This window comes from Tolypothrix tenuis PCC 7101, from assembly GCF_963874875.1.
GTDB classification, from domain to species: domain Bacteria; phylum Cyanobacteriota; class Cyanobacteriia; order Cyanobacteriales; family Nostocaceae; genus Aulosira; species Aulosira tenue.
In genome coordinates this window covers 4303439-4317885 of the sequence record NZ_CAWNJS010000001.1, presented here as the reverse complement: position 1 = coordinate 4317885, position 14447 = coordinate 4303439, and the positions used below count along the sequence as shown (strand labels likewise).

General features: G+C 40.9%; 15 protein-coding genes. 5 read left to right on the top strand and 10 right to left on the bottom strand.

The window, feature by feature from the left end:
• Positions 1–225 precede the first annotated feature (225 nt).
• The 3 genes from AACU25_RS17580 to AACU25_RS17570 all read right to left on the bottom strand — a co-directional run bounded on the left by AACU25_RS17580 (position 226) and on the right by AACU25_RS17570 (position 3238).
• Complete coding sequence (locus AACU25_RS17580; RefSeq protein ID WP_096577741.1) at positions 226–942, bottom strand: pirin family protein; 717 nt, start codon at positions 940–942, stop codon at positions 226–228.
• Positions 943–1519: 577 nt separating this feature from the next.
• Positions 1520–2089 (bottom strand): DNA starvation/stationary phase protection protein Dps, encoded by a 570-nt coding sequence (dps, locus tag AACU25_RS17575; RefSeq protein WP_045870752.1) that lies wholly within the window; start codon positions 2087–2089, stop codon positions 1520–1522.
• Positions 2090–2326: 237 nt separating this feature from the next.
• Positions 2327–3238 (bottom strand): AraC family transcriptional regulator, encoded by a 912-nt coding sequence (locus tag AACU25_RS17570; protein WP_096577739.1) that lies wholly within the window; start codon positions 3236–3238, stop codon positions 2327–2329.
• Between the two features lie 163 nt (positions 3239–3401).
• On the opposite strand from AACU25_RS17570, the gene AACU25_RS17565 reads away from it, so the two are divergent.
• Entirely contained in the window at positions 3402–3809 is a 408-nt protein-coding gene (locus AACU25_RS17565; protein ID WP_096577737.1) for a thiol-disulfide oxidoreductase DCC family protein, read from the top strand.
• A 153-nt stretch (positions 3810–3962) separates the two neighbouring features.
• Here AACU25_RS17565 and AACU25_RS17560 read toward each other — a convergent pair whose 3' ends face one another.
• The 7 genes from AACU25_RS17560 to AACU25_RS17530 form a co-directional block, all read right to left on the bottom strand.
• Positions 3963–4886, bottom strand: coding sequence for a DUF1338 domain-containing protein (locus AACU25_RS17560; RefSeq protein ID WP_096577735.1), 924 nt, complete (start codon positions 4884–4886; stop codon positions 3963–3965).
• Between the two features lie 236 nt (positions 4887–5122).
• Positions 5123–6421 (bottom strand): acetyl ornithine aminotransferase family protein, encoded by a 1299-nt coding sequence (locus tag AACU25_RS17555; RefSeq protein ID WP_096577733.1) that lies wholly within the window; start codon positions 6419–6421, stop codon positions 5123–5125.
• 628 nt (positions 6422–7049) lie between these two features.
• The gene (locus AACU25_RS17550) at positions 7050–7325 is read right to left on the bottom strand and encodes a hypothetical protein (protein WP_045870747.1); all 276 of its coding nucleotides are present in this window, start codon (positions 7323–7325) and stop codon (positions 7050–7052) included.
• 143 nt (positions 7326–7468) lie between these two features.
• On the bottom strand, positions 7469–7972 hold the full coding sequence (locus tag AACU25_RS17545) for a hypothetical protein (RefSeq protein ID WP_321206852.1): 504 nt from the start codon (positions 7970–7972) through the stop codon (positions 7469–7471).
• Between the two features lie 293 nt (positions 7973–8265).
• A complete protein-coding gene (locus AACU25_RS17540; RefSeq protein ID WP_096577729.1) occupies positions 8266–8757 on the bottom strand; it encodes a hypothetical protein in 492 nt (163 codons plus the stop codon).
• A 17-nt stretch (positions 8758–8774) separates the two neighbouring features.
• Positions 8775–9122, bottom strand: coding sequence for a cupin domain-containing protein (locus AACU25_RS17535; protein ID WP_096577727.1), 348 nt, complete (start codon positions 9120–9122; stop codon positions 8775–8777).
• A gap of 45 nt (positions 9123–9167) precedes the next feature.
• The gene (locus AACU25_RS17530) at positions 9168–9944 is read right to left on the bottom strand and encodes an SAM-dependent methyltransferase (protein ID WP_096577725.1); all 777 of its coding nucleotides are present in this window, start codon (positions 9942–9944) and stop codon (positions 9168–9170) included.
• A 146-nt stretch (positions 9945–10090) separates the two neighbouring features.
• Between AACU25_RS17530 and AACU25_RS17525 the strand changes: the two genes are divergently transcribed.
• The 4 genes from AACU25_RS17525 to AACU25_RS17510 all read left to right on the top strand — a co-directional run bounded on the left by AACU25_RS17525 (position 10091) and on the right by AACU25_RS17510 (position 14114).
• Positions 10091–10312, top strand: a complete 222-nt coding sequence (locus tag AACU25_RS17525; protein WP_096577723.1) for a hypothetical protein — start codon at positions 10091–10093, stop codon at positions 10310–10312.
• 949 nt (positions 10313–11261) lie between these two features.
• Positions 11262–12692, top strand: a complete 1431-nt coding sequence (cobG, locus tag AACU25_RS17520; protein ID WP_199347482.1) for a precorrin-3B synthase — start codon at positions 11262–11264, stop codon at positions 12690–12692.
• 87 nt (positions 12693–12779) lie between these two features.
• On the top strand, positions 12780–13406 hold the full coding sequence (locus AACU25_RS17515) for a precorrin-8X methylmutase (RefSeq protein ID WP_096716329.1): 627 nt from the start codon (positions 12780–12782) through the stop codon (positions 13404–13406).
• A 3-nt stretch (positions 13407–13409) separates the two neighbouring features.
• Positions 13410–14114, top strand: a complete 705-nt coding sequence (locus AACU25_RS17510) for a precorrin-2 C(20)-methyltransferase (protein ID WP_096577721.1) — start codon at positions 13410–13412, stop codon at positions 14112–14114.
• The last annotated feature ends 333 nt before the right edge of the window (positions 14115–14447 follow it).

Sequence of the window (14447 nt, the reverse complement as noted above, 5' to 3'; positions counted from 1 at the left end):
ATAAACTTCACTTTCAAAGCAAAAATGGCTCTGTAAATCAATTACAGAGCCATTAATCTGATTTTATTCCAAACTGTGGAGACACTCTACATTAGCAAGCTAGTAGTTTGTCAAGGGAACGTTGCGGGATAAAGGTGAAGGGGTAAGGGATAAAAAACTTTTTCCCCTTTACCTTTTCCCTATCCCCAACCCTCACGCAGCACTTTTGGGTTTAGCGCCTAACGATTAGCCCAAATCGAACAGTAAGACTTCTCCACTCGAATTGCTGCTGATTTCGAGTGTTTCTTCGCCGCTAATTTGTACACCATCCCCAGCTTTGAGTTCCTTACCATTGAGGGTAGCGGTACCTTGGGCTACGTGTAACCAGGCATAGCGATCGCTTTTCACGTGATAATTAACAACATCACCGCTTTCTAGCACAGATGCGTATATATCCACATCTTGGTGAACTGTTACAGCGCCATCTCGCCCATCTTTCGCAGCAATCAAGCGTAGTTGTCCCCGCTTTTCTTCCACAGAAAACGCTTTTTGATCATACCTAGGAGATAGCCCTTGCTTGTTAGGTAAAATCCAAATTTGCAGAAAGTGGACTGGTTCTGTTGACGAATGATTATATTCGCTGTGGGTGATTCCGGTACCAGCGCTCATAATTTGTGCGTCACCAGGAAGAATGACTGAACCTGTACCTAAGCTATCTTTATGTTCTAGCGCACCAGACAAAACATAAGTGAGGATTTCCATATCTCGATGACCGTGGGTACCAAACCCAGCGCCACCAATTACGGTATCATCATTGATCACCCGCAGAGAGCGAAATCCCATTTGCTCGGGATTGTAAAAACTACCAAAGGAAAATGTATGGTAGCTATCAAGCCAATTAATTCTAGTATGACCGCGTGAGTTGCTATTATGAACTACGAGAGTCTTAGTATTTTGAGACATACATTTACCTCAGGTTTATTTGAATCTTAAAATTGAATATTCAGCTTATGTTAGATTTTGAATCTGTGTGAATGGGAAAGCCAGATGCTTATCATACAATAGTTTTAATCTTGAAGCATCTAAAATTTGAATATCCAACGGTTGTTTATTATTGCTTTTGTAATTCTTGAAATTTGTTCGTTAAATAATTGTCTGTTCTATCAATTTCGGCTGATGGCTGATAAATAGATATTGGTTTTTCCAATTAGCAATTCCCCATTACCAATTACCAGCCTATGCAACAATCTAATTCTTCAAACGCACATACTCTCAAACCCGTTTTTTAACTATTTAAATCATAAAGTATGTACCTATAAAATAAAAGTACGCACTTAAAAGTGGCGTACTTACCAAAAAGTTACTACTCCATTAACAGAGTTATTCAATTGAGAATTAGCTGCAGGGAATTGTCTTTCTCGGTGCGTTACGCTATCGCTAACGCACCCTACATTTAAGGTTTACTTTATCAATCATCTCTTAGACCAATTTGATGGCTCATAGGTCTAATTTTACTTTTTACTCAAGATGATTTCGGCTATTATCTCACACCTGCTGGCTGTTGAGTTCCTTTGAAAGTAGACGCGCCATTCTCGCCTTTGATTTCTGCTACTTGTAGGTGCGCTTCTAAGAACCACAGACGCTTGTCAATGGTGCGGGAAACTTCAGTATACAGATCAGCGGTGTCTAGGTCACCTAAATCATCAGTTTGGTTAATAGCTTCCCGCAGGTGTTTAGCATAAGGTGCAAAGCGGTCTGCTAAAGCGGTTACGTGGTCTTTACCATCTAAAATATCAAAAGGATATTCTGGCAAAATGGAATTGCTAGCGGCGGCGCGGGCGGTACCAAGGGCGTAGCCACCTAAAGCGGTGACACGTTCCGCAAACATATCAATGTATTCTTCTAATTCGCCTGCAATTTCATCAAACAATTCATGCAACTGATAAAAGTCAGTTCCTTTAACGTTCCAGTGCGCTTGCTTTGTTTGAGTTTTGAGATCCAAAGATGCTGCCAAAGTTTGATTGAGAAGTACCACGATTTTTTCTCTAGCTTCAGCAGGAATATCAATGCGAGTGGGATAAAGACGAGAAGCAATTTTATTGTCGCTCATGGGTGTTATCTGCTTGGTTCAACACAATCAGTCTACAAATAGGGCTTCATAAAGCGAAACTTCCCTGAGACAGATGGAAATCAGCTGATAATCAATTATTTTGTTTATTTATAGACAAAAATTTGCAATTAGCTCTCTCAGAGGCGATGGTTGTCTATGGTGTTGAATGTACCACCAAAAAGGCGATCGCGGATCGTAATAGAGTAGAAAATTTCTACTCTAATTGATTTGTAAATCCTAAATTTTCACCTTTTCTCGGTAAACTTTAGGTGTTGTTCCTAGTGATTTTCGGAAGACGTATGTAAAGTGACTTTGACTTTGAAACCCTACTTGCTGGCAAATTTGGTCTATAGTTTGTTCAGTACGAGTTAATAACTTTTTAGCTCTTTCAATTCGACAATTTAAAACATATTGATGCGGTGCAAAACCTGTTGATTGTTTAAATAGCCGCGAAAAATGGTACATACTCATACCTGTAACTTCCGCGATTTCAGCTAAAGTCAAATCTTGCTCTAAATGTTCTTGAATATATGTCACAGCTTGTCGTAACTTGAGCCGTGGCAGTCCCCTGTCTTTGGTATATTCAGAAACTATATTATTAGATGCAGAATAATGTTTAAGTAGATGAATACAGAGTGTAGTGGTTAGAGATTCAGTATAAACACGAGTACCCAGCCCACCTGATACTAATTCTGATTGCAGTGACAGTCCTATCTGTTTAATCATCGGGTTAGGTGCAGCAAAGTGGGGTACAATCTCGTAGCCCTGTAAATCTACAGCATCGAAAGCCGCACGAGTGAATAAAACAGGTTCGAGACTAATAATTAAAAATTCTCCTTCTGTTTTCCACCTTGATAAGTGATTGGTATTTGCTGGAATTACTACCACATCACCATAGTTGATGCGTTCAACCTGCAACTTGCCATCAAATATCCGCTCAACTTTGATGCCACTGAGGTCTAAGGCGATAATAATCAGATGCTGTTCAAAATAATGTTCTGGAGTTTCATAACCAGGCTGTCGATGATGTTCCAGGCGAATACCATTCCACTGAGCATCGAAGCTAGAAAGCAGTGGCGATCGCGGTAGAATTGCTGAACAGGCATCTTTTTGAGCAAAATCAATCGTTAAAACCTTCTCTGGTGGCATTATTCTCACCCTAACAAGTACTCAGTTTCCAGTGTAAAGCTATACTTAATCTTTTAAAGACTGTAGATACTCTTGGAATGAGCAGCTAAGTTAAATTTACATATAGCAATATAATCTCACCATTTTAAAGCCAACCGCTCGTTTAAGGGTATAAACAAGGATAATGAATTATTACGTAATCTACGACGGCAATTGCAATCTCTGCGTTACCTTAGTGCAGTTATTAGAGAGCTTAGATCAAGGTAAGCTGTTTCGTTACAGTCCCATGCAAGATGAACAGACACTCGCCCAATTTGGCATTACACCCCAAGATTGCGAACAGGGGATGATGTTGATTGATGCTAATGCACCAGCAAAACGTTGGCAAGGAAGTAACGCCGCAGAAGAAATTGGCAAGTTATTACCGCTAGGAAGTGTATTTGTCGATGCTTATCGCGCATTACCTGGGGCGAAGTGGGCAGGCGATCGCTTTTACGAACAAATCCGCGATAATCGTTATACTATCTTCGGTAAACGTGACAGTATCTATCAATCTTCATTCTGTATCGATGGTAGCTGTCAAACTAATTAATAATTGGTAATTCTTAATTCGTAATTACGCCTAATGTGAATTAGAAACGCCTCTTATGCTATAAGTGTTTCAAGGCTTAATTAACATTAAACGTCAATTACCAATTACCAATTACCAATTACCAATTACCAATTACCAATTACCCATTACCCATTACCCATTACCAGACAACCTTGTCATTTCAAATAATTGCTGGGCATTATTACCTAAAAAAGCATCAAAAAGTAGAGGTTTTCCTGGCTCTATTTCTACAGGATAACGTTGAGCGATTTCATAATAAGCATAAGTCCAGGGAATTTGAATTTCTGCATTATTGCTATCATCTAAAACAGTTACCATTTCCGTTACAGCTTGCGTGGCTGTTTGGCGCAAGCCACAAGCAATATTACCCTCTATCTCCGCTTTCATAGGAACGCCCAAGTTAACTAAACCTGCAACTGTAGCGTCAATATCTGGGTATTTTGCAGTATTTTGGCGATTGACATAGCCTGTAAAATGGTTGACTGCATAACCATGCAACAACACCCAAGCACCATATTGATTTACTTGATTCACCTCTTCCACAACAGAACGCTGGGGTGTTTTCCAAGGACGAGTAAATATTTGTTGCAGTTTTTGAGTAATATTTTTTTCATCCTCATTATCTTTGATTGAATTTTGTAGATAATATATGATTTCGTGATCAATTGATGATACTGTTTGATAGATGAGTTGAATAATTTTATCAGGCAATTCATCTACAATTAACTCGCTAATAAATAGCTTAGGCAAATCAAATTCTGCTTGCTGAGGATGACTATAATGACGAGCATACAAATGAGTTTCTGGGAAAATATATTCCCCTGCTGCTACATACCCTAAAGCTGTAGCTAATTGTTCCAAATAATTAATTCCCAAATCAACTTTACCTGTTGGCGTATCGAGAGATAGACGCAAAGAACGTAAAGCAATGTGGTCATTTGCAACAGTTCCACCCGCCGCAGTAATCATTTCTTGATAGGTGCGGGCGTAACTGACTCTGGCGCTGTATTCTTCCCACAGCGATGAAAAGAGATGAAGGGCTATTTGGGGTTTCATAAATTTAAGAGTCAAAGGTCAAAAGTCAAGAGTCAAAGGTTAATTTTTGTAGGAAGTTGCTATCAAAATTAGTATCTGTTATGACGATGAGAAAGTAGTCAATAGAATGGCTATCTATTAATTCCAAGGTAGTACAAAAAACTGCAACTGAGTAAGCTTATCAGTATTTAAGTTTCACTATAAGGGCGGGCTGTCCGACCCACCCCACAAGAGTTTGATAAATTTATAATGTGCAATTAGGAACTGAAGATATCTGAGAGAATATCTAAAGCAATATGAATTTGATTGCTATCGATAACTAAAGGTGGGCAAAAACGAATTGCGGCTTTACCACAACCAAGCAATAATAAACCTCGTTTGAAGGCTTCTTGAATTATGCGATCGCGCAGATTACGATCAAGATTACCTTCTTCATTGTATAAATCCACCGCTACCATTAAACCTTTACCCCGTGGTAACGATAGGCGGGGAAATTTTTCATGTAATTGAGTTAAACCTGTTTGTAATAACTCTCCCATTTGCAAGGCGTTAGCCATCAAACCACTTTCTAAAAGCCTTAGTGTCGCAATCCCAGCAGCGCAAGCTACGGGATTTCCTCCAAATGTTGTAGCATGGGCCCCTGGCGGCCAAGTCATTAATTCTGGGCGAGAGAGAATTGCACCTAAAGGTAAACCGCTAGCGATACCTTTGGCTGTGGTAATAATATCAGGCATCACACACCAATGCTCAATGGCAAATAAGCATCCAGTGCGCCCCATCCCCGATTGCACTTCATCAACTACCATCAGAATGCCATAGCGATCGCATATCTCCCGAATTCTTTGTAAAAAACCATCTTCGGGTACGATGTAGCCACCTTCTCCTTGTATCGCTTCGACAACCATTGCTGCTACCTCCTGTGGTGGTAACATCGTCGGGAATAAATGTTTTTCTAAATAATCTAAGCTGGCGTGAGTACCGTAGGGAATATGAGTGACACCAGGTACAAAGGGGCCAAAATTTTGTCTTTGCACTACTTTAGAAGCAGTCAGAGACATTGCACCATAAGTCCGTCCGTGGAATGCGCCTAAAAATGCGATGATTTGCGATCGCTTGGTGTAATATCGAGCTAGTTTAATTGCTCCTTCGTTAGATTCCGCTCCGGAATTGGTAAAAAATACTTTAGCACCTGCGGGAAAAGGGGCGCGACTAGCTAATTTTTCCGCTAATTCCACCATCGGTTCATAATAAAAATCAGTCCCCGACATATGTAGAAGATTTGCTGACTGTGATTGAATAGCTGCAATCACTTCCGGGTGGGCGTGTCCAGTATTAGTCACCGCAATCCCTGCAGTCATATCTAAGAAAACATTACCGTCAACATCCTCCACCATACAACCTTCACCCCTAGCCACTACCAAGGGATAATCTCTTGTATAAGAAGGAGAAGTGACAGCGCGATCGCGTTCTATAATTGCTTGAGCATGAGGCCCCGGTAAAGAAGTTACTAAACTTGGCACACGGGGTAAACCAAGATTCACAGGGATACTCAACATATTTTTTTAGATTTTTTTAAGATAATGTTTGATTAAAAACTGAGGTTTCAACTATTGCAGTAGCATTTGATTCTCTTTGCTAAATATTTACGCTTAATGGGGATTGGGGAATAGGGACTGGGTAATGGGTAATGGGTAATGGGTAATTGGTAATGGGTAATGGGTAATTGGTAATTGGTAATGGGTAATGAGTATCTGTTATTTCTCCCTCATCTTCTCAATCCCCATCATCCCTTCTCCCCAGTCCCCAGTCCCCAGTCCCCAATCCCCTCATCATCTAGATTTGGCAATTTGGCAGATATTTTTATTATGAAATTGGTATCTTAAAACTCGCGAATGTCTTTGTGCGACAATACCGACTTGCAGAATCCCCTGGCTAATCACCGGGGGTCTTTTTTTTGGCTTGACGAACGGCGTTACTGCATCTCAGTATGAATCTAAATTTAGATAGGTTTCATGAACAATTTCTACAAAGTTCTGAACCAGATCCAAAGTTATTTTCATACCAAAAATCAGCAACACCTGCGTAGCAGTATGATTACACTACAGTGTAAATTAGCTAACTATGAAAAATTTCTGAAACACTTACGCTGTATCAAATTTGAATTTTTAATTTCGCTTGAAATTACTAGTTATTTTGCTCTGGGCGTTTGCGAAATAAGCCTGTCATACTTAAACCAGTGATGAGCAAGCCTACTAATCCCAAACCATTCAAAATTGGATAGATTTTACCTAAACGTAATATCTCAAAAGTATGAATACTCAGCAGAAATTCTCCTAACTCACCTTGGTGAAACCATTCATCTACGATGGTATAGCCCATACCAGTAAGCACAGTTAAAAATAAGGGTATACATAAAGCGATCGCAATTTGGCGATGATATTTGCGAAACATCCGGTTCATAAAGCTTCTCTAGTACAGTATCTTTCAGGTTATCAAATACAGTTGTCAAATCAGGCCTATTTTTGTGTATGCTTTATGACTAGATGTTATGGGGCATGGGGCATTGGGCATTGGGCATGGTAATAGGTAATTGGTAATTGTCCTCATCTCCCCAACCCCCAATCTATCCCCAACGCAGCTTTCTTACGCTTTTTAGGGATTTTCTCACCGTAGCCTAATTTCCAGTTGGTGGGTTGCTGCAGTTCACCTACCTTCCCTTGGGCAATTAGCCACAGAGCAACTCGTGTATTTAAATACCCTTTAACTAAGTAATGTCCGGGAGGAGTTTGAACGCCCTCACTGTTTGCACTGGGAATATTATGTATAGTTCCGCAGTCTGTATCATTGTCAGGTAATGTAACTTGCATTACATAGTCAGTTTTATATTGATTGGGAACTGCAAATACAGCATAGACGTGATGTTGACCGCGCCAAGGCTGAATTACTATTTTTTCAGGATAGGCATAGTATTTTTGACCTTTAGTAGCAATAAATTTTGATGACTGACAAACAGGAATTCGCGATCGCTTGCGGCTGAAGTAAGAAAAACCTAGGATACCAATTAAACTCAGCGCCACAAAAATGTAAATGAATTGATGTTTTCGCACTTGCTCGATCAACGACTATGGTTTTTTGGTTATATTCTAGCGATCCAAAAAAAGTACGTAGGTGTAACCCTACGTAAAAATCGCTTTCCCTTCATTCATAGGCGATCGCATTCCAGCAGTACAATTTTGGTTTGCTATCTCCTGAAAGTGTTTCAGCCTCAATACTGTCCGTTCGCTGATTTTCAACTCGGAATTTGGTTTGGGGACAAGGTTAAAGGGTAAGGCTTAAAGGTTTTTTCTTCTCCCTTTTCCCCTTCCCCTTTTCCCCTTAACCGCCAAGTATTGGTTTTAGCCTAAACAGGTACAGTTAATTTATCTTGTTCCCGGGCTGCGACTACCAGAACTAAACAAAGAATTGCGATCGCTTTTTGCCATTCCTGACGTATTTTGGCGTTTTGCACTCCATTAAATAACGCTATTAAGCGGGGAATGGAAGCCTCTAAAGCCGCACGTGGTACGGGACGGTGTAAATCCACTAAGTTAGTTAAACTTTCGCGATGATGAACAAAACCAATTACCCAGGCTGTTGTGTGATCGGGACTCTCAGGAACGCGCTTCACACCTAATTCATTTTTTAGCCAGTTGTAAAAAGGTGGTAGTTCTTTGGCTAAAACTGCTCCGGCTGTGGGTAATGTTTCCTTGAGCAAAGGACTATCTAAACTGTCTAATTTTTGCGTTAATTCCGGTGAATTCAAAAATTCATTGAGTGGGTGAGATAGTATTACTTCTAATTGAGGTTGAGCAATATCTGAGTATTGGGCGAAAGTAGAAATTAGTGATTGCATAGTTCTTTATCCAAAAATTAATTGTTATCTGATGCTTTTTCGGAAAGTATGAGTAAAAAGCTGAGATTTTCTGCAGTTTGTAAGGCGTGAGGTGCATTAGCAGGCATAAAAACTAAAACACCAGGCTCTAGGACAATATTCTCACCGCATAAAGTTAGTAAACCTTTACCTTCAATGACGCTGATTGTGGCATTACGAGTGGAGGTATGTTCCGAAATTTCTGTATTAGCTGCTAGACAAAATAAGGTATATTGACACACTTGGTCTTTCAAAAGTACTTTACTGAGAACTCCACTATGGGGATATTCAATTTCTGCTTGCAATTGAGTAACAAAAAATTGGTTATTTGTGATTGTGGAAGTCATATTTGTCAGGAATAATAAAACGACGATGGCAGCAGATAAATAATGTTATTGAGCAACAGCAGATATGAGGATGTAGCCTAATTCCTGATGATATTTATGGAAGACATGACGGATTTCTAAAACACGCTGGCGGATTAATGGTTGCGTTAAGATATTCCACCAAATCTTGATGGTGTTGACAATACCTTCTTCTTGCAGCATTCGTTGCCAATTCAATAAATTCATGGAACCAGTATGATGCTGTTGTACTTGTAATCCGGCTGTTGTGAAAGCTGTAATCCAGTTAGCTGCGGAAAGCGGTGTAGAATTCACACGAATTACCTGAGCTAATTCAGTACGAATTTCTGCTTCTTTATTAGATGCTAATAGTTCATGAGAGAGGAATTTTCCTCCAGGTTTTAGGTGATGATGAATTGCCGCCAAAAGTTTAGCTTTCCCCTGTGGAGATTGCATCGTGAGAATAGCTTCTCCTAAAACATAGTCGAACTTAATTGGTATTTGATCGAGATGAAAAATATCACCTTCAATAATTTCGATTTGGTCGTCTAACCTAGCAGCGCTAATATTAGCACGGGCATGAATTACACTTTCGTGATTCTTTTCTATGCCGATTACTTTTACATGGTAGCGTTGAGCAAGAGCGATCGCACTATAACCAAAGCTAGAAGCTAGCTCTAAAACTGTTTCGCCTGGTTGTAAATTTGCCCACATGAGCAATTTATCTGTAGCTATTCTGCCACCAGGACGCAGATATTTTTTACCTGCGGCTGCTAAAACTTGGTGTCCGGAAGCTGTTTGCAAATTGAGGGAAAGTTTGGTCATCTGTGTGAACCTCTGAACTCATCTACCATCACTTTGCCAGGAATTTATTATGCTGTCTTTGAGGTAGCTCAAAGAAGAAAAAAGATATGGCTGTTTTGCAAAAATGTCGATTAGACTATTGATCTACTATTGCTGGGTATCAAACAATGCGTAAGACAGCTACGACATGGTTGCTTTTGTTGTTCTTGATATTTGTAGGTTTTGGAGACAGTTTTCTACCCAAACCCTTAAGTTCTGCCAGCTTACAGACTCGTACAGCCATCAATAAATTTGTTGCTGGGTTGTTTCCAAATTGGGATCTGAGAAGCGATCCGAATGCACGTACGGAAAAGGCTTTAGATGATATTGAAAAGGGCAGAGCAAAATAGCTAATTTAAGGGAACAGGGATTAGGGAGAATGAAAAACTCCATCCCCTTGTGGGTGGAGTTTTTGGGCATTGGGAATTGGGCATAGGGGAGGCAGTGCGTTGCTGGTTTCCAGTATTGTGCAAACTGCCGTCATGGGAAAGAAAATACCAATGCCCTATGCCCTATGCCCCAAGCGACGGGGCGGCTATCCCTCTCCACCCACAAGGGGATGGAGTTTCCCGCCGCTTTCAATAAAGATTTAGCAATAAAACTTTAATTTTGAAACAATTAGGGTATGTTACTGCTGAGAGTAAGGCACGCAATAGGGTTTGGTTAAGAATTTTTCGTCATGATTTTGGGTTTGTGGAGACGCGATCAATCGCGTCTCCACAGAATTTTAAGTTTAACCGTGATAGACGGATAATATACGCACAATTGATCAAGCGGAAGTTAGAGAATCTTGAATACTCAGCGGCGAATTTGATTTATAGCTAGAAGATATATTTTGGCATAATACCTAGTAAAACCGTGCAATAATGATTTTTATGGATTTAAGCTGTTTAAGATGAGATTTTATAACTGAATATAGCTATTAGATACCTATAAATTCTAAATTTAAAAATGTATAGCTTGGTTAAATAAATCTTATTCAGCTGATGAAAAATATCAAGCAGCGATAATTGTCACTACCTTCTCATGCTAAATTACTAAAGCTTGGGGTTGGGAAACGCCGGTGAAAGTCCGGGACTGTGCCGCAGCTGTAAAGCCGTTTTAGATTTTAGATTGTCATTTTGATGGTCGGGAGTATGTTAGCAACCGAGGACTCACAAAAATCAGGAGTCAGAGAATTAGCCAAAATTCAGCATCTAAAATCCAAAATTGCGTAAGTCAGAATGCCAACTTTCAAGCTGTCCTCAACAGACATAGATCATCTACATCCCTGCGTCGCACAGGGAAGGAGTTATAGTTTTGCTGTCTGGATCTACTAAATGTCCTGGCTTGTTCTACGCCACCCCTGCTCAAGATGGTATTTTATCCCGCATTAGAATACCTGGTGGGATTTTAAATAGTCAACAGTGTCAGGCGATCGCAGATATCGCTGATCAATATGGACGTGGCTATGTCGATGTGACTAATCGCGCTAACTTGCAAGTGCGCGAAATCCATCAGGGGATCAATGCTCTTGTGTTGCAGCATCTCCAAGCTTTAGGTTTAGGTTGTAGTAACACAACTGTAGATCAAATCCGCAATATCATGACCAGTCCAACGGCTGGGATTGATCCCCAGGAATTGATCGACACCCGTCCCTTTGTCACAGCTTGGGACAATTACATCACAGCCAATTCACAACTATCAGGACTATCTGCCAAATTTAGCGTCTGCTTTGATGGTGGTGGCATAGTTTCGGTAAGCGATCGCGTTAATGATATCGTTTTTGCTGCCGTCTTAGTAAATGGTGAAGTTTACTTCCGCCTGTGTTTGAGTGTCGGCGCAAAAGGTAACTCAGCCCAGGATACAGGAATTTTATTGCCACCAGAGCAATGTTTACCCGTTTTAGCAGCTTTAGCCGATGTTTACCTAGCTCATCTCGATCCTACAAGTAAAAATAAACTGCGCCTGCGAGAAGTATTGAACAATATAGGTTGTGAAAATTATCTGCAACAAGTCCAGCAGCATCTAGCTTTTCCGCTTTCTTCCCCCCAAACCCAGAGATGGGAACCGAAATCAGAACCTCAATTTCAACATATCGGCATTCATCCCCAGCGTCAGCCAGGTTTATTTTATATAGGAATTGTTTTACCCTTAGGTCGCCTAGAAACCAGGCAATTATTAGGATTAGTGGAGTTATCCGAAAAATACGGTAAGGGTACTCTCAGGCTTACCCCTTGGCAGAACATACTATTAAGCGATATTCCCCAACAATCTATAGCTGATGTACAAAGACAAATAGCAGCTTTGGAATTAGATTATTCCACCAGCAATATCAACAGTACATTAGTTGCCTGTTCTGGTAGCAAAGGGTGCGCCTCCTCAGCTACCGACACCAGAGGCGACGCATTAACATTGGCAGAATATCTCAAAACTCGCGTTTCCCTAGATAGCCCTGTAAATATATACTTTAGCGGTTGTCCTAAATCCTGCGCCCAGCACAGCAAAAGTGATATTACCCTACTCGGTGTCAGCATTGAGGAAAACAATCAAAAACTAGAAGGTTATCAAGTTTATGTAGGCGTTGGCGACAACGAACAAAAATTTGGTCGCGAATATCAATTTGTAACTGTGGCGAAAATGCCCGCATTCATAGAAAAGATGCTGCTAGTATATAAAACCCAACGCCTCAACCTTGATGAGTCTTTCAAGGAATTTGCCAATCGAAGGATGAAGGATATAGACGCGTAGCGGCTTGCCGCAGTCTAGGCTGAAGTATGAAGGCTGAAGTCCCCAATCCCCAACCCCCAATCCCCAATCCCCAATCCCCAATCCCCAATGCCTGACTACATCCAAGATGCCAAGGAAATCTATCGTAATTCTTTCGCCATTATCCGGTCGGAAGCAAATCTAGAAATATTGCCTCCGGATGTAGCAAAAGTTGCAGTACGTTTAATTCATGCCTGTGGAATGACGGATATTGTCACTGACTTGGGATATTCACCCACAGCAGCACAGTCTGGACGGGCAGCTTTGGCTGATGGCGCGCCCATACTCTGTGATTGCCGGATGGTGGCTGAAGGAATTACAAGGCGACGATTACCTGCAAATAACCAAGTTATCTGTACGCTTTACGATGCAGAAGTCCCAGAATTAGCTGAGAAAATGGGTACTACGCGATCGGCAGCGGCTTTGGAATTATGGCGCAAGCATCTCGAAGGTGCAGTGGTAGCCATTGGCAATGCGCCTACTGCCTTATTCCGGTTATTGGAAATGCTGGATGAGGGTTGCCCCAAACCTGCTGTCATCTTGGGTTTTCCTGTGGGGTTTGTGGGTGCAGCCGAGTCGAAAGCCGCACTAGCAGAAGATAGCCGTAATGTACCATTTTTAACATTACATGGTCGGCGTGGCGGGAGTGCGATCGCCGCCGCCGCAGTTAACGCCCTAGCAACAGAGGAAGAATAATATATGTCAATTAAAGGTCGTCTCTATGGAATTGGCATAGGGCCAGGCGATCCAGAACTTTTAACCCTAAAAGCCCTAAGGCTGCTGCAAGCTTCACCTGTAGTTGCGTATCAATCAGCAGCAGATAAAGAAAGTATTGCTAGAAAAATTATTGCGCCATACCTTCCAGGGAATCAAATTGAGGTACTCTATCACCTCCCCCGTGCTTTAGAACCAGAAAAAGCCAAGTCAATTTATGACAAAGAAATTGAACCCATTGCAGAACATCTAGAAGCTGGGCGGGATGTAGTAGTAGTATGCGAAGGCGATCCGTTTTTCTACGGTTCGTTTATGTATGTATTCACACGATTATCTGAGAAGTACGAAACCGAAGTTGTCCCTGGAGTTTCCTCACTGATGGCTTGTCCGGTAGCTTTGGGTGTACCTTTTACCTACTACAACGATGTTCTCACAGTTTTGCCTGCACCCCTACCAGAGGAAGAACTGATCTCACAACTTTTAAAAACAGATGCAGCCGCAATTATGAAATTGGGCCGTCACTTTACCAAAGTACGCGATATTTTACATCACTTAGGATTAGCTTCGCGGGCGTTATATATTGAACGGGCAACAATGGCACAGCAAAGAATTGTACCCTTAGATGAAGTCGATCCGGCGGAAGTGCCTTATTTTGCGATGATTATACTTCCCAGTAAGAGTCGGTTATAAGTAGTAGTTCAACACACAAATATTGACAGATGTAGATTGGGTAAAGGGAAAAGGGCAAAGGAGAAGGGTTTAAAACCTTTACCCTTTTCCCCTTCCCCTTTTGCCCTTAACCGACAAGTATTGCCTTATGGAGAAGACTGACTTGGGCAGGTAGTTCTACTTGTGTTCATATCATGACTAACTCACCAAGCATCTACAGGATGCAAAAAATTAACTTATATGTCATCCTAGAAAACGAGAATTAATTCGGTGAGTATTTTTGTTTTTAGTATTGACAGGCTTTTCCCTTTTGGTATTTACAGATTTTTCTCCGAAATTTAAGTCTCAATGAAT